Source organism: Pseudomonas sp. NPDC089428, assembly GCF_044749325.1.
Classification (GTDB): domain Bacteria; phylum Pseudomonadota; class Gammaproteobacteria; order Pseudomonadales; family Pseudomonadaceae; genus Aquipseudomonas.
This window is the reverse complement of sequence record NZ_JBIVHT010000005.1, coordinates 443,234-461,829: the sequence shown is the minus strand read 5'-3', so window position 1 is coordinate 461,829 and position 18,596 is coordinate 443,234. Positions and strand designations below refer to the sequence as shown.

Here is an 18,596-nt window from a genome sequence, read left to right as displayed (position 1 = left end):
CTCTCGTAGCGGGAGGCGAATAATACAGCGTTTAAAACCGCTGTCAACCTTCATCTCAACCGCTATCGATCATTTGATCGAAGCCCTTTCAGCACCTTCCGAATCGTCTAACTCGTTGAATCTCAAGGAGTTTGTCGTTCCGTTGTCGCTGGAAGTGGGGCGCATTATAAGGGGATTCGAAAGCGCGTCAATCTTTAATTTCATTTATTTGAAATATTCCCGGCGAAGACCGTTTCAAGGCCTCCCAGGCGCCAGACAACTAAAGGCAGGCACCTCTCAAAACCAATTCAGCCTCAAGACAAGCCCCCACCAGCCCCACCGCAAAAACAAAGCAGGGAGGCCTGTCGGCCTCCCTGCTTCAATTCATCCCTTACAAGCTAGGGAACGCAAACTGCGACGCCTCATGGCTGGCCCGCTGCGGCCAGCGCTGGGTAATTGCCTTGCGACGGGTATAGAAGCGCACCCCGTCCGGGCCATAGGCATGCAAATCACCAAACAGCGAACGCTTCCAGCCACCGAAGCTATGGTAGGCAACCGGCACCGGCAGCGGCACGTTGACACCGACCATGCCCACTTCGATCTCATCGCAGAACAGGCGCGCCGCTTCACCGTCACGGGTGAAGATGCAGGTACCGTTACCGTACTCGTGGTCGTTGATCAGCTGCATGGCCTGCTCCAGGCTGTTCACGCGCACCACGCACAGCACCGGGCCGAAGATTTCTTCTTTATAGATACGCATCTGCGGAGTGACGTTGTCGAACAGCGTGCCACCGACGAAGTAGCCATCTTCATTACCCGCCACACGGAAGCCACGGCCATCAACCACCAGCTTGGCGCCAGCGGCAACGCCATCGTCGATGTAACCGACAACCTTGTCGCGGGCAGCAGCAGTCACCAGTGGGCCCATGTCCAGGCCGCACGACGTGCCAGCGCCAATCTTCAGCGCCTTGATCTGCGGCTCCAGCTTGGCGATCAGCGCATCGGCAACCTGGTCGCCCACGCACACCGCCACCGAAATAGCCATGCAACGCTCGCCGCACGAACCGTAGGCGGCGCCCATCAGCGCGCTGACCGCGTTGTCCAGGTCGGCATCGGGCATCAGCACCGCGTGGTTCTTGGCGCCGCCCAGGGCTTGCACGCGCTTGCCGCGCTTGGTGCCTTCGGCATAGATGTACTCGGCAATCGGGGTCGAACCGACGAAGCTCAGGGCTTTCACTTCCGGTGCTTCGATCAGTGCATCGACCGCTTCCTTGTCACCATGCACCACATTGAGGATGCCCTTCGGCAGGCCAGCCTCCAGCAGTAACTGGGCGATGAACAGCGTCGAGCTCGGGTCACGCTCGGATGGCTTGAGGATGAAGGCGTTACCACAGGCGATGGCCAGGGGATACATCCACAGCGGCACCATGGCCGGGAAGTTGAACGGAGTGATGCCGGCGACCACGCCCAGCGGCTGGAAGTCGGACCAGGCGTCGATGTTCGGGCCGACGTTGCGGCTGTACTCGCCTTTGAGCACTTCCGGCGCCGCGCAGGCAAACTCGACGTTCTCGATGCCACGCTTCAGTTCACCGGCCGCGTCTTCCAGGGTCTTGCCGTGCTCTTCGCTGATCATCTGCGAGATACGGGCTTCGTTCTGCTCCAGCAGTTGCTTGAAGCGGAACATCACCTGGGCGCGCTTGGCCGGTGGGGTGTTGCGCCAGGCCGGGAAGGCGGCCTTGGCCGAATCGATGGCTTCCTGCACGGTCGCGCGGCTGGCCAGTTCGACCTTGCGTACCGCCTGGCCGGTAGAAGGGTTGAAGACATCGGCGGTGCGCTCACCCTTGGTAACCAGTTCGCCGTGAATCAGGTGCTGAACAATGCTCATGCAAAACTCCAGATAAAAAGGTTGAGGCAGGCGCGGGAGTGGCTCACGCGCCCTACGTCAAAAGCGGAAAGATCAGTCGACCTGGTTCAGGGCTTCACCGACCGCGTCGAACAGGCGGTCGAGTTCCTGCGGCTGGGTATTGAAGGTTGGGCCGAACTGCAGGGTGTCGCCACCGAAGCGCACATAGAAGCCGGCTTGCCACAGCTTCATGGCTGCTTCGTAAGGACGCACGATGGCATCACCGTCACGGGCAGCGATCTGGATCGCGCCGGCCAGGCCGTAGTTTCGAATGTCGACGATGTTCTTGGTGCCCTTGACGCCGTGCAGCAGCTTCTCGAAGTGCGGCGCCAGTTCGGCAGCCGACTGCACCAGGCTTTCCTTCTGCAGCAGGTCGAGCGCGGCGATACCGGCGGCGCAGGCTACTGGGTGAGCCGAGTAGGTATAGCCGTGAGGGAATTCCACAGCATATTCCGGGGTCGGCTGGTTCATGAAGGTCTGGTAGATCTCGCTGGTGGCGATGACCGCACCCATCGGGATGGCACCGTTGGTGACCTGCTTGGCGATGCACATCAAGTCCGGGGTGACGCCGAAGGCCTCGGAACCGGTCATGGCGCCCATGCGACCGAAGCCGGTGATCACTTCATCGAAGATCAGCAGGATGTTGTGCTGGGTGCAGATTTCACGCAGGCGCTTCAGGTAACCCTTCGGCGGCGGCAGCACACCGGCGGAGCCTGCCAGCGGCTCGACGATCACCGCTGCGATGTTCGACGCATCATGCAGCTCGATCAGCTTGAGCATTTCATCTGCCAGGGCGATACCGCCCTCTTCCGGCAAGCCCTTGGAGAAGGCGTTCACCGGCAGCACGGTGTGAGGCAGGTGGTCGACATCCAGCAGTTGGCCGAACATCTTGCGGTTACCGTTGACGCCACCCAGGCTGGTACCGGCAATGTTCACCCCGTGGTAACCACGGGCACGGCCAATGATCTTGGTCTTGGTGGCCTGGCCCTTCAGGCGCCAGTAGGCACGCACCATCTTCAGCGCGGTGTCGCAGCACTCGGAGCCGGAGTTGGTATAGAAGACGTGATTCAGGTCGCCTGGGGTCAGCTCGGCGATCTTCTCGGCCAGCTGGAACGACAGCGGGTGGCCGAACTGGAACGCCGGGGAATAATCGAGGGTGCCGACCTGGCGCGCGACCGCTTCGGTGATTTCCTTGCGGGTATGCCCGGCGCCACAGGTCCACAGGCCAGAGAGGGCGTCGAAGATCTTGCGCCCCTTGTCATCGACCAGGTAGTTGCCTTGGGCCGCCACGATCAGCCGCGGGTCGCGCTGGAAGTTACGGTTGGCGGTGTAGGGCATCCAGTGGGCATCCAGCTTCAGCTGGCTGGCGATACCGGCGGGAGCGGTTTCGGGCATGTTCATCGGCGGTTCCTCGGAAGACGACTAGGCAACGATGGATGTTGTTGCGGCTAAATTCGCACGCAGATAAAGTCTGAAAAAGCCTACATTTCTAATCTTCAGATAGCGCAAGACTAAACTTATGAGCCGACGCCCCGACCCTCTCGCGCAAGTCAGCGATTTCGACATCCGCCTGCTGAAAATCTACCGAAGCGTCGTTGAGTGCGGCGGCTTTTCGGCTGCGGAGAACGTACTGGGGATCGGCCGCTCGGCCATCAGCCAGCAGATGAACGACCTCGAACAGCGCTTGGGTTTGCGCCTGTGCCAGCGCGGCCGTGCCGGTTTCTCGCTGACCGAGGAAGGCCGCGAGGTCTATCACTCGGCCCTGCAGTTGCTCAGTGCGCTGGAAACCTTTCGTACCGAAGTCAACGGCCTGCACCAGCACTTGCGCGGCGAGCTCAACATCGGCCTGACCGACAACCTGGTCACCCTGCCGCACATGCGCATCACCCATGCCCTGGCCGAGCTCAAGGACCGTGGCCCGGATGTGCGTATCCAGATCCGCATGATTGCCCCCAGCCAGGTCGAGCAAGGGGTACTGGACGGCAGCCTGCACGTCGGCGTGGTACCGCAGACCAGCCCGCTGTCCGGCCTGGAGTACCAACCGCTGTACAGCGAACGCTCACAACTCTACTGCGCGGTGGGCCACCCGCTGTTTTACGCCGACAACCAGCAGATCGACGATGACCGCCTCAACAGCCAGGAAGCGATCGCGCCAACCTTCCGCCTGCCTGCGGAAATCCAGGCGCACTACCAGGCGCTCAACTGCACCGCCAGTGCTTCGGACCGCGAAGGCATGGCGTTCCTGATCCTCACCGGGCGCTACATCGGCTACCTGCCCGACCATTACGCTGCGTTCTGGGTCCAGCAAGGTCGCCTGCGTGCACTCAAGCCGGCGCAACGCTTCTATGACCTGAGCCTGAGCTGGGTCACGCGCAAGGGACGGCGACCGAACCTGGTGCTGGAAAGCTTCCTGGAAAGCCTGGCTGCGACACGCTGATGCCCGCTTCTGACGCTAAGGCTTGTCACGCCAGCACAGGCAGGTAATCTTGTCCGACATTCGTTGCCACAGACCTGTCCGGAATCGTCCATGACCCTAGAAGTCCCTGCGCATCGCCTCGCCGCCTCGGGCAAGCCCGCCGGCCGCATCCGCCAGAAGAACGAGCAGGCCATCATCCAGGCCGCCGAAGACGAATTCGCCCGCCATGGGTTCAAAGGCACCAGCATGAACACCATCGCGCTGAAAGCCGGCTTGCCCAAGGCCAACCTGCATTACTACTTCACCAACAAGCTCGGCCTGTACATCGCCGTGCTGAGCAACATCATCGAGCTGTGGGACAGCACCTTCAACGCCCTGAGCGTCGAGGACGACCCGGGCGAAGCGCTGAGCCACTACATCCGCACCAAGATGGAGTTCTCCCGGCGCAACCCGCAGGCTTCGCGGATCTTCGCGATGGAAGTGATCAGCGGTGGCACCTGCCTGACCGAGTATTTCAGCGCCGATTACCGCGAATGGTTCCGCGGCCGCGCCGCCGTGTTCCAGGCCTGGATCGAGGCAGGCAAGATGGACCCGGTCGACCCGGTGCACCTGATCTTCCTGCTCTGGGGCAGCACCCAGCACTATGCCGACTTCGCCACCCAGATCTGCCAGGTCACCGGCCGCAGCCGCCTGACCAAGCAAGACATGGAAGATGCCAGCAACAACCTTATCCACATCATACTCAAGGGGTGCGGCATCAAGCCGGCTGCCTGACGTTCATCTATGCCTTCTACCCTGCTCGACCTCTGCGAATTTCGCGAGGAAATCCGCAAGAGCCGCTTCATCACCCTCGCCGGCCCGATCAACAGTGCCGCCGAGGCGATGAGCTTCATCGAACGCCACAGCGACCTGGCCGCCACGCACAATTGCTGGGCCTGGAAGATCGGCGGGCAATACCGCAGCAATGACGATGGCGAGCCGGGCGGTACCGCGGGGCGGCCGATACTTGCGGCCATCGAAGCCCAGGACTGCGACCAGGTGGTGGTGTTGGTGATTCGCTGGTACGGCGGTATCCAGCTGGGCACCGGTGGGCTGGCTCGCGCCTATGGCGGAGGTGCCAACAAATGCCTGCAACAGGCGCCGAAACGCCTGCTGATTCAACGCAGCGAATACAACTGCAGCTGCTCTTTCAGCGAACTGGCACTGGTGAAACTGCGCCTGGCCGAGGTGGATGGCCTGGTGCTCGACGAGCAGTTCACCGCCAATGGTGTCGACCTGCAGATTGCCGTGGGCGCCGAACATCAACCCGCCCTGCAACAGCAACTGGCCGACCTGAGCCGCGGCCGAATCATCCTCGAAGCCTGCTGAAACTTGCCCACATCTACTGTGGGCCGGCCTGTGGATAAGCTTGGGGCACTCCTTTACAGCCCATGCCCGGCAAGGCCTGCAGAGCATTGAGCATATTTTGATCACTGTTTGATGACAGCCGTAAACACCTGAACCCTCAATACTTATCCCCAGTGTGTCAGGCGCATTACACAATCCCTGTCGTTGCGCTTGCTCACATTTACTGTGGACGACGCTGTGGATAACCCGTTAGCCAACGCGCCAAGCCCCCGCTCGCCCACGGCCCCAAGCCGCTGATCATTTTTTGTTCAAACTCAGAAACAGCAGACGTGTGCGGTCTGCATTATGCTCAAAGCCTTTCCCTTCAACCGAACAAGGAGCGCTCACATGGCTAGCTCGAAAAACGCCCTCATCATTGGTGCCTCCCGTGGCCTTGGCCTGGGCCTGGTACAACGGCTGCACGAAGACGGCTGGAACATCACAGCCACCGTGCGCAATCCCCTACAGCCCGGCGCCCTTGCCGATGTAGCGGGAGTCCGCATCGAACAACTGGAAATGAACGACACCGCCCAGCTCGACGGGCTCAAGCAACGCCTGCAAGGTGAGGTGTTCGACCTGGTGTTCGTCAACGCCGGGGTCATGGGCCCTCTCCCGCAAGACCTGGAAACCGTCAGCACCCAGGCCATCGGCGACCTGTTCATGACCAACGCCGTAGCCCCGATCCGCGTCGCCCGGCGCTTGGCCGGCCAAGTGCGCGAAAGCACCGGCGTGTTGGCGTTCATGAGCTCGATCCTCGGCAGCGTAACCATCCCCGACGGTGGTGAGATCTGCCTGTACAAGGCCAGCAAGGCCGCGCTCAATTCGATGATCAACAGCTTCGTGGTCGAACTGCAGCGTCCAGATCTGTGCGTACTGGCCATGCACCCAGGCTGGGTGAAGACCGACATGGGCGGCGAAAACGCCGAAATCGACGTGCTCACCAGTACCCGTGGCATGCTCGAACAGATCAAGGCGCAAAGCGGCCGCGGTGGCCTGCGCTTCATCAACTACAAAGGCGAGTCACTCACCTGGTGAAGTGAATACCGACCGGCCGGGCGCAATGCTCGGCCAGGCCCTGTAGAATGGCGGCAACCGTACCTGATTTGAGACATCCCCCTTATGTATGACTGGCTGAATGCCCTGCCCAAGGCAGAACTGCACCTGCACCTTGAAGGTTCACTGGAACCCGAATTGCTGTTCGCCCTGGCCGAACGCAACAAGATTGCCCTGCCATGGAACGACGTGGAAACCCTGCGCAGCGCCTACGCCTTCAACAACCTGCAGGAGTTCCTCGACCTGTATTACCAAGGCGCGGACGTGCTTCGCACCGAGCAGGACTTCTACGACCTGACCTGGGCCTACCTGCAGCGCTGCAAGGCGCAGAATGTCATCCACACCGAACCGTTCTTCGATCCGCAGACCCACACCGACCGCGGCATCCCGTTCGAGGTCGTGCTCAATGGCATCAACCAGGCACTGAAGGACGGGCGCGAGCAGCTGGGCATCAGCAGCGGCCTGATCCTGAGCTTCCTGCGCCACCTCAGCGAAGACGAAGCGCAGAAGACCCTCGACCAGGCCCTGCCCTTCCGCGACGCGTTCATCGCCGTCGGCCTGGACAGCTCGGAAATGGGCCACCCGCCGAGCAAGTTCCAGCGCGTGTTCGACCGCGCCCGCAGCGAAGGCTTCGTAGCTGTGGCACATGCTGGCGAGGAAGGCCCACCCGAGTACATCTGGGAAGCCCTCGACCTGCTGAAGATCAAGCGCATCGACCACGGCGTGCGCGCCATCGAAGACGAACGCCTGATGCAGCGCATCATCGACGAGCAGATTCCGCTCACCGTCTGCCCGTTGTCGAACACCAAGCTTTGCGTGTTCGACCACATGAGCCAGCACAACATCCTCGACATGCTGGAACGTGGCGTGAAGGTGACGGTGAATTCGGACGACCCGGCCTACTTTGGCGGTTACGTCACAGAAAACTTCCACGCCTTGCACACCCACCTGGGCATGACCGAAGACCAAGCCCGCCGGCTGGCACAGAACAGCCTGGATGCACGCCTGGTCTGAGCAGCAGAAGACTTTGCGGCTAACCCAGTTGCAACGTCATCACGCGGGCTATGCGATTGATCTGCTGCACACCTTCGGCGGAAATCTGTAGTACCCGCGAGCTGTCAGACTCGCGTATCCAGCCAGACTGCAGAAACAGCTTGAGCAATGCCTGGCCAAGGCTGCCACCCAAGTGTGGCCCTTGGTCGCTCCACTCATTGCAATGGCAGATCACACAACCACGCTGCTTTCGCGATGCCAGCGCATCTATGTAGACGCCTATGGCAGCCAGTTGCGTTCGCCCCTCCTCGCTGACCATCAGCTCTCGCTCGCTGCCCTCCAGCCAGCCCGCCACCACCAGCCGGTGATACAGCTCCCCCGCAAGCTCGCCCCCCAGGTGATCGCCGCAGCGACGCGCCCTGCGCATCGACATCGGCAATTGCAATGCCTCTGTGCGCGCCCCCTTTTCCGATGCCAGCTGGACGCTGGCCAACGCTTCGACGGCTACGCCCACCTGGGGTGTCGCGAGCCTGAAGTAGCGTTTGCGCCCGCGTGCTTCGAGCCTGAGCAGGCCGGCCGACGACAGCAACGACAGGTGAGCACAGGCCGAAGACGAGGTCAGCCCGGCCATCATCGCCAATTCATCGGTCGGTCGCGGTGTGCCATCGATCAGCGCCCACAACATCGCGCTGCGCTTGGGATCGGCCATCAGGCCGGCAATCTGACTGATACTGCTGACTGCATTCATGTCCCTGTATCTCCCCGCATGATCACGTCTGTTTTCCAGAGGCCAGCCTTGGCTACGCTGATTGCCCCCCAGCAAACTGCCCAGGCGCAAGTATAAGCCGCACCCAGGCCCTACCCGGCAGCCCTGCACATGCTCAGGCAGGCTCATCCAGCGTTGGGTGGGGCAACCCTCGCGCGAGTCATCGGAGTGTTCAGATCGTCACAACGTGGAGCAGAAGGGAAAATACAAGGCATGAGGAAGGATGGCCCAGAGCGGGGAGCGACTCTGCTGACAGCGCGCTTCCTTAAATAGTGCAAATCAAAGCGAAGCTTCCACACCAATCCAGGCATGCCCGCTGGAATCGTCGGACAGCCCATTGGCATGGGTGCCTTGACCGCCAGTCAGGACACCCATTCAAGTCATGGCGCCAGGTGACTGCAGCGCTACACTTGACCCGCTCTCCCACCAATCGGAGGTATGCCACGATGAAGATTGTCGTCAGTGCGTCGAACCGCAACCCCAACTGCCCGTGGCAGGTAAGGCTCGACCAGCATGTGGTGAGTTTCCGCAGCGAGGCAGAAGCACGCGCCTTCGTTGCCACCCTGGAAACCCGCCTGCAGGCACCTCACCCACTCATGCTGGACGCTTGGCCTGCAAACGCCGGGTCAACAGCGCGACACTGACCACCAGCGCCCCGCACAGGCTGATCACCAAGGCCATGGGCACTGCGCTGCCGTCATGCAGCACGCCGACCAGCGACGCCGCACCGGCTGCGACGCTGAACTGCAGGCAGCCCATCAGAGCAGACGCACTGCCCGCCCGCGCGCCCTGGCCGCTCATGGCGCAGGCCGAGGCGTTGGGGATGATGCAACCCAGGCTGGCAATGCAAACGAACAGCGGCACCAGCAACGGCCACAACTGCGCCGGGCGCATGGCTGCCACGGCGAGCAGTACCAGCCCCGCTGCCAGGTAGAGCCAGACCGCCCGCACCAACAGGAATGCCGGGCCTCGCTTGGCCAGCAGGCGCGCGTTGACCTGCGCTACCAGGATGAAGCCGGCCGCGTTGGTACCGAACAGCCAGCCATAGTGTTCCGCGGGTACGCCATAGAGCTTGATGAATACGAAAGGCGAACCAGCGATGTAGGCAAACATCCCGGCAATGGCGATACCACCGGTCAAGGCATGGCCAATGAACACTCGATCAGCCAACAACCGCAGGTACTGGCGCAATGCCCCTGACAACGGCTGGCGCGGCATATGCGCCGGCAGGCTCTCTGGCAGGCCCAGGCTTACCGCCAGCAGGCTGGCAGCGCTGAACAGGCTCAGCGCCAGGAAAATTGACTGCCAACCGGCCACGTTCACCAGAACCCCGCCTAGCATTGGCGCAAGGATCGGTGCCAGGCCCATCACCAGCATCAACTGCGAAAACACCTTGGCCGATGCCACCGGGTCGCACTTGTCGCTGACAATGGCCCGCGACAACACCATGCCGGCGCAACCGCCCAGTGCCTGGACAAAGCGCGCCACGATCAAGGTGTCGAGGTTGGGGGCGTAGGCACAAGCCAGCGAAGCCAAGGTGAACAGCGCCACGCCGAACAGCAGCGGCTTGCGCCGACCAAAGCGGTCAGCCACCGGCCCGTAGGCCAGCTGGCCAATCGACAGACCAAGGAAATAGGCCGCCAGGGTGGCCTGTACATGTTTTTCATCGGTGGCGAACGCCTGCGCCATGGCCGGGAAGGCGGGCAGGTAGAAGTCGATCGCCAGGGGCCCGAACGCACTCAATGCGCCCAGGATGAGCACCATTCGCAGGTTCATCAGGAATCCATAGCAGGCTAAGCAAGCCGCCAAGTCTACCTGCAGGAGCGGCCTTGTGTCGCGATCGGGCCGCAAAGCGGCCCCCGCCACTTACCGATCATGGCTGATATCCAGGGGCCGCCTTGCGGCCCGATCGCCACAAAAGGGGGCTTCTACACCGCTTCTGCCTGGTAGCCTTCCTCACGAATAGCCGCCAGCACCTGCTCGGCAGCCAGCGAGCTTTGTACCCGCACTTGCTTGCCAGCCAGGTCGACTTCCACCTTGGCCTGCGCATCCTGCTCCTGTACCGCGCGCGTCACTGCTTTCACACAATGGCCACAGGTCATGCCTTGAACATTGAACACTTGCATGGGTACTGCCTCCTTCAGGGTTTTACGCAGTTTCAAGCTTGCCATCGGGGCAAGGTCAAGTTCTGCGTGAAACGGCCGGGCTGGAAATCCGCGCGGACCTCGGCCAAGCTGCGCCTTTGACGATTTGTGCAAGCAGGAGATTCTTCATGTTCAGGACAGCAGTGGGTGTTGTCGGGCTGTTGGCCGCCTTGGCCGCAGTGCCACCGGCCAGCGCCGAGGGCAACTCGGACTACAGCGTGCTGATCATTTCCCGGGAACGCCTGGAAGTGGCCACCAGCTGCGAAATCGGCGTGTACCTCAACGATCAGCTCTCCGGCCGCGTTTTCCAGGAACAGTCCACGTCCTTCAACCTGCCGCCCGGCCCAATCGACGTACGCCTGCGCCTGCTGCCTGGGCAAATGCCAGGCTGCGCCCCCGGCATCGAGGACCAGCGCAGCACGCAGCTCAACCTGCAAGCGGGGCAGATCACCAAGTACCGCATCGCCATGGGCCACAACGGCCTTGAATTGAAGCGAGCCGGCCTGGGCTATTGACCTTCCCCGCGTGGCAAGGTTGATGCTGATGCTCAAGCCCTGCCAAGGAGGAGCGCCATGCCCACATCTACCACGTTCGACCTGCCCATCTCCGGCATGACCTGCGCCAGTTGCGCCGGCCGTGTGGAGCGCGCCCTGCGAAAAGTCAGTGGCGCTGATCAGGTCAGCGTCAACCTCGCCACCGAACAGGCCAGGGTCCAGGCCCCGGCCGACAGCTTGCCAGCCCTGGTCGAAGCCGTGCGCAGCGCCGGCTATGGCGTGCCAACCCGAACCGTCGAACTGCAGATCGGCGGCATGACTTGCGCCAGTTGCGTCGGGCGTGTCGAGCGCGCACTAGGCAAGCTGCCGGGCGTCGAACAGGTCAGCGTCAACCTGGCCAGCGAACGTGCCCACCTTGAAGTGCTGCAGGCACTCGATGACGCGCTGCTGATTGCCGCTGTGGAAAAGGCCGGCTACAGCGCCAGCCTGCCGCAAGCAGTGAAGGATGATCAGCAAGATGCCCAACGGCGCCTGCGCAACGAGCGCCTGGCCGTCGCTGCCGCGCTGTTGCTGGCCCTGCCCTTGGTGCTGCCGATGCTGGTACAGCCGTTCGGCCTGCACTGGATGCTCCCCGCCTGGGTGCAGTTCGCGCTGGCCACCCCGGTGCAATTCATTCTCGGCGCACGCTTCTACAAAGCCGCCTACAAAGCCGTGCGTGCCGGGGCCGGCAACATGGACCTGCTGGTCGCCCTGGGCACCAGCGCGGGTTATGGCCTGAGCCTGTACCAATGGGCCAAGGCCCCGGCCGGCATGGCACCCCATCTTTACTTCGAGGCTTCGGCGGTGGTCATCGCCTTGGTATTGCTGGGCAAATACCTCGAAAGCCGAGCCAAGCGCCAGACCGCCAGCGCCATCCGCGCCCTCGAAGCGCTGCGGCCGGAACGTGCCGTGCGCGTCATCGACGGCCGCGAAGAGGACGTGGCGATCGCTCAATTGCGCCTCGGCGACCTGGTACTGGTCAAGCCCGGCGAGCGCTTCCCGGTCGATGGCGCAGTGGAAGAAGGCAGCAGCCACGCCGATGAAGCGCTGATCAGCGGCGAAAGCCTGCCAGTGCCCAAGCAGCCCGGCGACAGCGTCACCGGCGGTGCCATCAACGGCGAAGGCCGGCTGCTGGTGCGTACCCAGGCGCTGGGCACCGAGACCGTGCTGGCCCGGATCATCCGCCTCGTCGAAGACGCACAAGCCGCCAAGGCACCTATCCAGAAACTGGTCGACCGGGTCAGCCAGGTGTTCGTGCCCGCAGTGCTGTTGCTCGCACTGCTCACCTTGATTGGCTGGTGGCTGGCCGGTGCGCCACTGGAAACCGCGTTGATCAATGCAGTGGCCGTGCTGGTGATCGCCTGCCCTTGTGCACTGGGCCTGGCCACGCCAGCGGCGATCATGGCCGGTACCGGTGTCGCTGCCCGCCACGGCATCCTGATCAAGGACGCCGAAGCGCTGGAGCGTGCCCATGCGGTCAATCGTGTGGTGTTCGACAAGACCGGCACCCTCACCTCTGGCAGCCCGCGTGTGGTCCATAGCCAGGCAGTGGTCGCTGGCGACGCCGACCTGCATCGCCTTGCCGGCGCCCTGCAACGCGGCAGCGAGCACCCATTGGCCAAGGCCGTGCTGGATGCCTGCGCCGAGCAGGGCTTGGACGTCCCCGCCGTCACTGACAGCCAGTCGCTTACCGGCCGCGGCATTGCCGGGCGCGTGGAAGGCCGCGAATTGGCGCTGGGCAACCGCCGCCTGCTCGACGAAAGTAATCTGCAACCCGGTGAACTGGCCGCCAAGGCTCAAGCCTGGGAAGCCGAAGGCCGCACGCTGTCGTGGCTCATCGAACGCGGTGCAGCGCCCCGCGTGCTCGGCCTGTTCGCCTTCGGTGACAGCCTCAAGCCCGGCGCCGAGCAGGCGATTGCCGCCCTGCACGCCCGCCACATCAGCAGCCACCTGCTGACCGGCGACAACCGCGGCAGTGCCAAGGTGGTGGCCGATGCGCTCGGTATCGACGACGTGCACGCCGAAGTGTTGCCGGCCGACAAGGCCGCCACCGTGGCCGCCCTGAAAAAGGACGGCGTGGTGGCGATGGTCGGCGACGGCATCAACGATGCCCCGGCTCTGGCCGCCGCCGACATCGGCATCGCCATGGGCGGTGGCACCGACGTGGCCATGCAGGCAGCCGGCATCACCCTGATGCGCGGCGACCCACGGCTGGTGCCCGCGGCGCTGGAAATCAGCCGCAAGACTTATGCGAAAATCCGCCAGAATCTGTTCTGGGCCTTCATCTACAACCTGATCGGCATTCCCCTGGCCGCACTGGGCTATCTCAACCCGGTACTGGCCGGCGCCGCCATGGCGCTTTCCAGCGTCAGCGTGGTCAGCAATGCCCTGTGGCTGAAGACCTGGAAACCCACCAGCACTTCGCAGGAGGCCCCATGAACATAGGCCAGGCTGCCCGCCGCAGCGGGCTCAGCACCAAGATGATCCGCTATTACGAATCCATCGGCCTGCTCAAGCCAGCCACCCGCAGCGATAGCGGCTACCGCTTGTACCAGGCCGAGGACTTGCACAGCCTGGCCTTCATCAAGCGCTCCCGTGACCTCGGGTTTTCCCTGGAAGAAGTGGGCAAGCTGCTGACCTTGTGGCAAGACCGTGGACGCGCCAGTGCCGACGTCAAGGCGCTGGCCACGCAGCATATCGATGAGTTGAATCGGCGCATCGAGGAGCTGGTGAGCCTGCGTGACACCCTGAGTGAACTGGTTGCCCACTGCCAGGGGGATGACCGCCCGGATTGCCCGATTCTGAAAGACCTGGCCAATGGCGCAGGATGCTGCCATTGAAAGGCCGCGGTTCAGAGGTTGTGGCGTACTGATTTCAGCACGCCACAGCAACTTGGTATGCCATATTAGCCCAAAGCCGACCGAATAGTCGCCAAATGCGACCTCGCCCAATAAATACGGGCACTTTCGCTAAAAATCGCCCGGATGCTGCCGATGTAGTGGCTACCTGCCTCGCCTGCAAAAAAATAATTTCCGGGAGCGTCGATGAACATCAAACAGAAACTGACATGGGCCTTCGCGATCATCGCGGGCTTGCCCATCGTCCTCGTGGCCACCTTGGTGGTGATCAACCTGCGCGGCGAAGCTCGTGACGGTTTCCTCGACAGCAGCAGCCGGGAAATCCGCCAGGTCAGCAACGCGATGAACATCTTCTTCCAGGGCATCGACCAGAATGTCGACTACCTGGCCTCCCAACCGATGGTGGCTGCCACGGGCAACAACCTGAACAAGTTCATGAGTGCCAATCCGTCCTACGCGCTGGGCGATCAGGACAAGCAACTCCTGGAATTCTTCACTCGGCTGGCAGAAACTCATCCAGGCTATGCCTACGTAGCCTACGGGGTGAATGATGGTGGCTACGTCGGCTGGCCGGCCGGGCAGAAGTTCGTCAACTATGACCCGCGCCCACGCCCGTGGTATCAGCTGGCCATGGCCAACCCCGGCAAGACCGTGCGCACCGGCGCCTATTACTGGGCTGCCGACGACGCTGTGCTGATCAGCACCGTGCGCGCCGTCGCCAACCAGCTCGGCAGCCCAGGCGGCGTGGTCAACATCGACGTGTCGCTCAAGGGCCTCACCGAGATCGTCAAGCAGATCAAGCTGGGCGAAAGCGGCTACCTGATGCTGGTGGAAAACAACGGCAACGTGATGGTCGACCCACGCGATGCCAGCCACAACTTCAAGCAGCTGGCCAGCTTCGGTGATGGCTATGCCGAACTGGCCAAGGCCGGCAAGGGCCTGGTCGAGGTCGAGATCAACGGCGAGCGCTACATGGCCAACGTCTACCCTGACGAGAAGCTGGGCTGGACCTTCATCGGCCTGATCCAGCAAGGTGAAGTGATGCAGACCACCACCCGCCTGACCTGGCTGATCGGCGCCATCGCGCTGGTGCTGGCGGCACTGTTCGCCGTGGTCGGTACGGCCTTCGCCAAACTCATCGTGCGCCCGATCAACAGCGTCACCAGCGGCCTGGAAGACATTGCCCAGGGCGAAGGCGACCTGACCCGCAACCTCGACGTGCGCGGCCGCGACGAAACCGCGCAACTGGCCAACTGGTTCAACCAGTTCCTGGGCGCCATCCGCAGCCTGATCCAGCATATCGGTTCGGCCGCCAGCAAGATCCTCAGCACGTCCAGCAGCTCCACCCGGGTCTCCAGCGACATGGCCGAGGCGGCCGGGCGCCAGCGTGAAGCCGTGGACATGGTTTCCACCGCCTTCCACGAAATGGTCGCCACCGCCAACGAAGTCGCCCGTTCCTGCAGCCAGGCCGCGCAATCGGCCGACAGCGGCCAGCAACAGGCCCGCGAAGGCCAACAACAGATCGACGCAGCAGTCAGCAGCGTCGACCGCCTGAGCCAGGAAATCGAGCAGTCGGCCCAGTCGATCCAGCAGCTGGAGCGCGACAGCAACGCCATCCAGTCGATCCTCGGCACCATCCGCTCGATTGCCGAGCAGACCAACCTGCTGGCACTCAACGCGGCCATCGAAGCGGCCCGGGCCGGTGAGCAGGGCCGTGGCTTTGCCGTGGTAGCCGATGAGGTGCGGGCCCTGGCCAAGCGCACCGCCGACTCCACTGCCGAAATCGATGGTTTGCTGGGCAACCTGGCCACCCGCACCGCCGAAGTGGCCGAGCAGATGCATGCCAGCCTGGAAGTGTCGCAGCAATCGGTCAACCGCATCGGCCTGGCCCGTGACAGCTTTGGGCAGATTCGCGAGTCGGTGGACATCATTCGCGACATGAACACGCAGATCGCCACGGCAGCAGAAGAGCAGCACCAGGTGGCAGAGGACATCAACCGCCATATCAGCCAGATTCACGGCGATGCGCAGCTGGTGGCGGAACTGGCCCAGGCGGCGCGTCAGGACTCCGAGAGCCTGGCTGGGCTGTCCAATGAACTGGATTCGCTGGTACGCCGCTTCCGCACCTGAGTCCTTCTGTACTGGCCTCTTCGCGGCGGTTCGGCGCCCCGACAAGCCCGCTCCCACAGAAAAGTCACTGCCCTCAGGCCATGTGATATCCCTGTGGGAGCGGGCTTGTCGGGGCGCCGAACCGCCGCGAAGAGGCCGGTACAGGCAACATCAGAGCTTCAATTCTCCAGGAGTCGCCCCGAACAACTGCTTGAAGGCTGCGATGTAGGCCGAAGTTGAATCATAGCCACAGCCCAACGCCGCTTCGGTCACGCTGTCCCCCGCCTCCAGCAACGCCAGCGACGACAACAGTCGCATGCGCTGGCGCCAGTTACGAAAACTCAACCCGGTCTCGCGCTGGAACAGCCGCATCAAGGTCTTTTCCGAGCAGCCCAGCTGCACCGCCCACTGCTGCAATGTCTGCACCTGGTCCGGTTCGGCAATCAGCCCATTGCACAAGGCCAACAGCCCCGGATGCCGCGGCAGCGGCAGAGAAAACCCTACCTCGGGCAAGGTGCGCAACTGATCGAGCAACACGGCCACCAGGCGGCCCTCGACACTGTCGCCCTCGGCATATTCAGCCGGGAACAGGCAGAACTGCTTGATCAATTCCCGCGCCAGCGCTGTCACTTCCAGTACCCGGCATTGCGCCGGTGCCCACTGGCAAGCATCACGGCGGATGTACAGGCTGCGCATTTCGGCCTGCCCTGAGGTGACCACCTCATGTTCGGCACCGGCCGGTATCCACACGCCCCACTGCGGCGGGGCGAAGTAGCTGCCATCGTCGGTATAGACCCCTAAAACACCACTGATGGCGTAGGAAAACTGCACCCAGTCGTGGCTATGGCGAGTCGTCCAGGACCCGGCGCCCAGACTTTCGGCGCGGGCATATAGAGGCCTTGGCAGTTGGTCCAAGGCAGGAATGGCACGGGGATGTCCGATCGTCGGCATAGCGAAATCTTATAGTTCTGAGCAGACAAGCCTAACAGAGATCTGCGACACCTTCTTCGCGGGCAAGCCCGCTCCCACAGAATATCGCGGTGCTCTTGAGACCTGCGCTTGTGCTGTGTGTCTTACCGCTCGACGATCACCGTCACCCCCTGACCACCCGCCGCGCAGATCGAGATCAGCCCTCGCCCCTTGCCTGCCTTGGCCAGCAGTTTGGCCAGATTGGCCAGAATCCTCCCGCCAGTAGCCGCGAAAGGATGCCCTGCCGCCAACGAGCTGCCTTTGACGTTGAGCTTGCTGCGGTCGATGGCCCCCAGTGGTGCCTCGAGCCCCAGCTTCTCCCGGCAGTACTCGGCGTCCTCCCACGCCTTGAGGGTGCACAACACCTGTGCTGCGAAGGCCTCATGAATTTCGTAATAATCGAAGTCCTGCAAGGTCAGGCCATTGCGCGCCAACAAGCGTGGCACTGCGTACACCGGCGCCATCAGCAACCCCTCACGACCGGTGACGAAATCCACGGCGGCGGTTTCGCCATCGACCAGGTAGGCCAGCACCGGCAAGCCCTGCTGCTGTGCCCATTGTTCGCTGGCCAGCAGCACCAGCGAGGCGCCATCGGTGAGCGGCGTGGAGTTGCCCGGCGTCAGCGTGCCCAGGCCGCTGCGGTCGAATGACGGCTTGAGCCTGGCCAGTTGTTCCAGGGTCAGGTCAGTGCGCAGGTTGTTGTCACGGGTCAGGCCCAGGAAGGGCGTCAGCAGATCATTCTGCCAGCCCTCGCTGTACGAGGCCGCCAATTGCTGGTGGCTGTGCAGCGTCAGCGCATCCTGCTCGGCGCGGCCAATCGCCCAGGTTTGTGCCATGCGTTCGCAATGCTCGCCCATCGACAGCCCGGTGCGGGGCTCGCCATTGCGCGGCAGTTCGGGTATCAGGTGGCCCGGGCGCAATTGCAGGAACGGCTTGAGCCGCTCGCCCAGCGTCTTGCCGCGGTTGGCCTGCAAGAGGATACGCCGCAGCCCTTCGTTGACGCCGATGGGGGCATCGGATGTGGTGTCCACGCCACCGGCGATGCCACAGTCGATCTGCCCGAGGGCAATCTTGTTGGCCACCAGCAGCGCCGCCTCCAGCCCCGTGCCGCAGGCCTGCTGGATGTCGTAGGCCGGCGTTTGCGGCGCCAGGCGCGAGCCGAGCACGCATTCGCGGGTCAGGCTCATGTCCCGCGAATGCTTGAGCACTGCCCCTGCCACCACTTCGCCCAGGCGCAGCCCGTGCAGGCGATAACGCTCGATCAGGCCTTCCAGGGCGGCGGTCAGCATCGCCTGGTTGCTGGCACTGGCGTAGGCACCGTTGGAGCGGGCGAAGGGGATTCGGTTGCCGCCCAGGATCGCGACCCGGCGAGTTGAACGCATGCGCTTGTTCCTCCTGAAACCATTTGATCCGTACAGCCTAGGTGTTTTTGCCGCATTCGAACGACCTTGCCACAAACTTGGTCCACACTTGCAAGCTTGCCTTCA

The 18,596-nt window shown here is 62.9% G+C and carries 17 protein-coding genes and 1 pseudogene; 11 read left to right on the top strand and 7 right to left on the bottom strand.

Features of this window, described 5'->3' with window-relative positions:
• Nucleotides 1-370 precede the first annotated feature (370 nt).
• Together ACIPZ5_RS13240 and ACIPZ5_RS13235 are read right to left on the bottom strand one after the other, a co-directional pair.
• Nucleotides 371-1,864, bottom strand: coding sequence for a CoA-acylating methylmalonate-semialdehyde dehydrogenase (locus ACIPZ5_RS13240; protein ID WP_085676863.1), 1,494 nt, complete (start codon nucleotides 1,862-1,864; stop codon nucleotides 371-373).
• A 72-nt stretch (nucleotides 1,865-1,936) separates the two neighbouring features.
• The gene (locus tag ACIPZ5_RS13235; protein ID WP_343600275.1) at nucleotides 1,937-3,283 is read right to left on the bottom strand and encodes an aspartate aminotransferase family protein; all 1,347 of its coding nucleotides are present in this window, start codon (nucleotides 3,281-3,283) and stop codon (nucleotides 1,937-1,939) included.
• A gap of 118 nt (nucleotides 3,284-3,401) precedes the next feature.
• Between ACIPZ5_RS13235 and ACIPZ5_RS13230 the strand changes: the two genes are divergently transcribed.
• From ACIPZ5_RS13230 to ACIPZ5_RS13210, 5 genes are all read left to right on the top strand, one after another.
• On the top strand, nucleotides 3,402-4,319 hold the full coding sequence (locus ACIPZ5_RS13230) for a LysR family transcriptional regulator (protein ID WP_186604094.1): 918 nt from the start codon (nucleotides 3,402-3,404) through the stop codon (nucleotides 4,317-4,319).
• Between the two features lie 90 nt (nucleotides 4,320-4,409).
• Complete coding sequence (locus tag ACIPZ5_RS13225; protein ID WP_085676861.1) at nucleotides 4,410-5,072, top strand: TetR/AcrR family transcriptional regulator; 663 nt, start codon at nucleotides 4,410-4,412, stop codon at nucleotides 5,070-5,072.
• 9 nt (nucleotides 5,073-5,081) lie between these two features.
• The gene (locus tag ACIPZ5_RS13220; RefSeq protein ID WP_313712420.1) at nucleotides 5,082-5,666 is read left to right on the top strand and encodes a YigZ family protein; all 585 of its coding nucleotides are present in this window, start codon (nucleotides 5,082-5,084) and stop codon (nucleotides 5,664-5,666) included.
• A gap of 366 nt (nucleotides 5,667-6,032) precedes the next feature.
• The gene (locus ACIPZ5_RS13215; protein ID WP_343600269.1) at nucleotides 6,033-6,719 is read left to right on the top strand and encodes an SDR family oxidoreductase; all 687 of its coding nucleotides are present in this window, start codon (nucleotides 6,033-6,035) and stop codon (nucleotides 6,717-6,719) included.
• An 84-nt stretch (nucleotides 6,720-6,803) separates the two neighbouring features.
• Nucleotides 6,804-7,751 carry an adenosine deaminase gene (locus ACIPZ5_RS13210; RefSeq protein WP_027920845.1) on the top strand — a complete coding sequence of 316 codons (948 nt, stop codon included), beginning with the start codon at nucleotides 6,804-6,806 and terminating at the stop codon, nucleotides 7,749-7,751.
• Between the two features lie 19 nt (nucleotides 7,752-7,770).
• On the opposite strand, the gene ACIPZ5_RS13205 is transcribed toward ACIPZ5_RS13210, so the two are convergent.
• On the bottom strand, nucleotides 7,771-8,478 hold the full coding sequence (locus ACIPZ5_RS13205; protein ID WP_400809036.1) for a transcriptional regulator: 708 nt from the start codon (nucleotides 8,476-8,478) through the stop codon (nucleotides 7,771-7,773).
• 464 nt (nucleotides 8,479-8,942) lie between these two features.
• Between ACIPZ5_RS13205 and ACIPZ5_RS13200 the strand changes: the two genes are divergently transcribed.
• Complete coding sequence (locus ACIPZ5_RS13200; RefSeq protein WP_082432304.1) at nucleotides 8,943-9,140, top strand: hypothetical protein; 198 nt, start codon at nucleotides 8,943-8,945, stop codon at nucleotides 9,138-9,140.
• Here the strand turns inward: ACIPZ5_RS13200 and ACIPZ5_RS13195 are convergent.
• Complete coding sequence (locus tag ACIPZ5_RS13195) at nucleotides 9,091-10,272, bottom strand: multidrug effflux MFS transporter (protein WP_313712426.1); 1,182 nt, start codon at nucleotides 10,270-10,272, stop codon at nucleotides 9,091-9,093. The two genes, ACIPZ5_RS13200 and ACIPZ5_RS13195, sit on opposite strands and share 50 nt — an antisense overlap.
• Nucleotides 10,273-10,424: 152 nt before the next feature.
• Nucleotides 10,425-10,622 carry a cation transporter gene (locus ACIPZ5_RS13190; protein WP_343600261.1) on the bottom strand — a complete coding sequence of 66 codons (198 nt, stop codon included), beginning with the start codon at nucleotides 10,620-10,622 and terminating at the stop codon, nucleotides 10,425-10,427.
• Between the two features lie 146 nt (nucleotides 10,623-10,768).
• Between ACIPZ5_RS13190 and ACIPZ5_RS13185 the strand changes: the two genes are divergently transcribed.
• The 5 genes and pseudogenes from ACIPZ5_RS13185 to ACIPZ5_RS13165 all read left to right on the top strand — a co-directional run bounded on the left by ACIPZ5_RS13185 (nucleotide 10,769) and on the right by ACIPZ5_RS13165 (nucleotide 16,161).
• Entirely contained in the window at nucleotides 10,769-11,155 is a 387-nt protein-coding gene (locus tag ACIPZ5_RS13185) for a hypothetical protein (protein ID WP_343600259.1), read from the top strand.
• A 57-nt stretch (nucleotides 11,156-11,212) separates the two neighbouring features.
• Complete coding sequence (locus tag ACIPZ5_RS13180) at nucleotides 11,213-13,612, top strand: heavy metal translocating P-type ATPase (protein WP_343600257.1); 2,400 nt, start codon at nucleotides 11,213-11,215, stop codon at nucleotides 13,610-13,612.
• Nucleotides 13,609-14,013 carry a Cu(I)-responsive transcriptional regulator gene (cueR, locus tag ACIPZ5_RS13175; protein WP_343600255.1) on the top strand — a complete coding sequence of 135 codons (405 nt, stop codon included), beginning with the start codon at nucleotides 13,609-13,611 and terminating at the stop codon, nucleotides 14,011-14,013. Before ACIPZ5_RS13180 ends, cueR begins: the two co-directional genes overlap by 4 nt.
• 204 nt (nucleotides 14,014-14,217) lie before the next feature.
• A pseudogene (locus ACIPZ5_RS13170) lies at nucleotides 14,218-15,303 on the top strand (cache domain-containing protein); the annotation flags it as partial.
• A 90-nt stretch (nucleotides 15,304-15,393) separates the two neighbouring features.
• Entirely contained in the window at nucleotides 15,394-16,161 is a 768-nt protein-coding gene (locus ACIPZ5_RS13165; protein WP_400809058.1) for a methyl-accepting chemotaxis protein, read from the top strand.
• A gap of 150 nt (nucleotides 16,162-16,311) precedes the next feature.
• Here ACIPZ5_RS13165 and ACIPZ5_RS13160 read toward each other — a convergent pair whose 3' ends face one another.
• Both ACIPZ5_RS13160 and ACIPZ5_RS13155 read right to left on the bottom strand, forming a co-directional pair.
• On the bottom strand, nucleotides 16,312-17,091 hold the full coding sequence (locus ACIPZ5_RS13160) for an AraC family transcriptional regulator (protein WP_400809031.1): 780 nt from the start codon (nucleotides 17,089-17,091) through the stop codon (nucleotides 16,312-16,314).
• Between the two features lie 122 nt (nucleotides 17,092-17,213).
• Nucleotides 17,214-18,491: an acetyl-CoA C-acetyltransferase gene (locus ACIPZ5_RS13155; protein ID WP_343598328.1), complete on the bottom strand. Its 1,278-nt coding sequence runs from the start codon at nucleotides 18,489-18,491 to the stop codon at nucleotides 17,214-17,216.
• Nucleotides 18,492-18,596: the final 105 nt, after the last annotated feature.

Coding starts and splice junctions, on each gene's coding strand:
- cueR (WP_343600255.1), top strand. CDS start 13,609: ATGAACATAGGCCAGGCTGCCCGCCGCAGCGGGCTCAGCACCAAGATG.
- ACIPZ5_RS13180 (WP_343600257.1), top strand. CDS start 11,213: ATGCCCACATCTACCACGTTCGACCTGCCCATCTCCGGCATGACCTGC.
- ACIPZ5_RS13205 (WP_400809036.1), bottom strand. CDS start 8,478: ATGAATGCAGTCAGCAGTATCAGTCAGATTGCCGGCCTGATGGCCGAT.
- ACIPZ5_RS13185 (WP_343600259.1), top strand. CDS start 10,769: ATGTTCAGGACAGCAGTGGGTGTTGTCGGGCTGTTGGCCGCCTTGGCC.
- ACIPZ5_RS13190 (WP_343600261.1), bottom strand. CDS start 10,622: ATGCAAGTGTTCAATGTTCAAGGCATGACCTGTGGCCATTGTGTGAAA.
- ACIPZ5_RS13160 (WP_400809031.1), bottom strand. CDS start 17,091: ATGCCGACGATCGGACATCCCCGTGCCATTCCTGCCTTGGACCAACTG.
- ACIPZ5_RS13215 (WP_343600269.1), top strand. CDS start 6,033: ATGGCTAGCTCGAAAAACGCCCTCATCATTGGTGCCTCCCGTGGCCTT.
- ACIPZ5_RS13230 (WP_186604094.1), top strand. CDS start 3,402: ATGAGCCGACGCCCCGACCCTCTCGCGCAAGTCAGCGATTTCGACATC.
- ACIPZ5_RS13225 (WP_085676861.1), top strand. CDS start 4,410: ATGACCCTAGAAGTCCCTGCGCATCGCCTCGCCGCCTCGGGCAAGCCC.
- ACIPZ5_RS13165 (WP_400809058.1), top strand. CDS start 15,394: ATGGCCGAGGCGGCCGGGCGCCAGCGTGAAGCCGTGGACATGGTTTCC.
- ACIPZ5_RS13220 (WP_313712420.1), top strand. CDS start 5,082: ATGCCTTCTACCCTGCTCGACCTCTGCGAATTTCGCGAGGAAATCCGC.
- ACIPZ5_RS13200 (WP_082432304.1), top strand. CDS start 8,943: ATGAAGATTGTCGTCAGTGCGTCGAACCGCAACCCCAACTGCCCGTGG.
- ACIPZ5_RS13235 (WP_343600275.1), bottom strand. CDS start 3,283: ATGAACATGCCCGAAACCGCTCCCGCCGGTATCGCCAGCCAGCTGAAG.
- ACIPZ5_RS13195 (WP_313712426.1), bottom strand. CDS start 10,272: ATGAACCTGCGAATGGTGCTCATCCTGGGCGCATTGAGTGCGTTCGGG.
- ACIPZ5_RS13240 (WP_085676863.1), bottom strand. CDS start 1,864: ATGAGCATTGTTCAGCACCTGATTCACGGCGAACTGGTTACCAAGGGT.
- ACIPZ5_RS13210 (WP_027920845.1), top strand. CDS start 6,804: ATGTATGACTGGCTGAATGCCCTGCCCAAGGCAGAACTGCACCTGCAC.
- ACIPZ5_RS13155 (WP_343598328.1), bottom strand. CDS start 18,491: ATGCGTTCAACTCGCCGGGTCGCGATCCTGGGCGGCAACCGAATCCCC.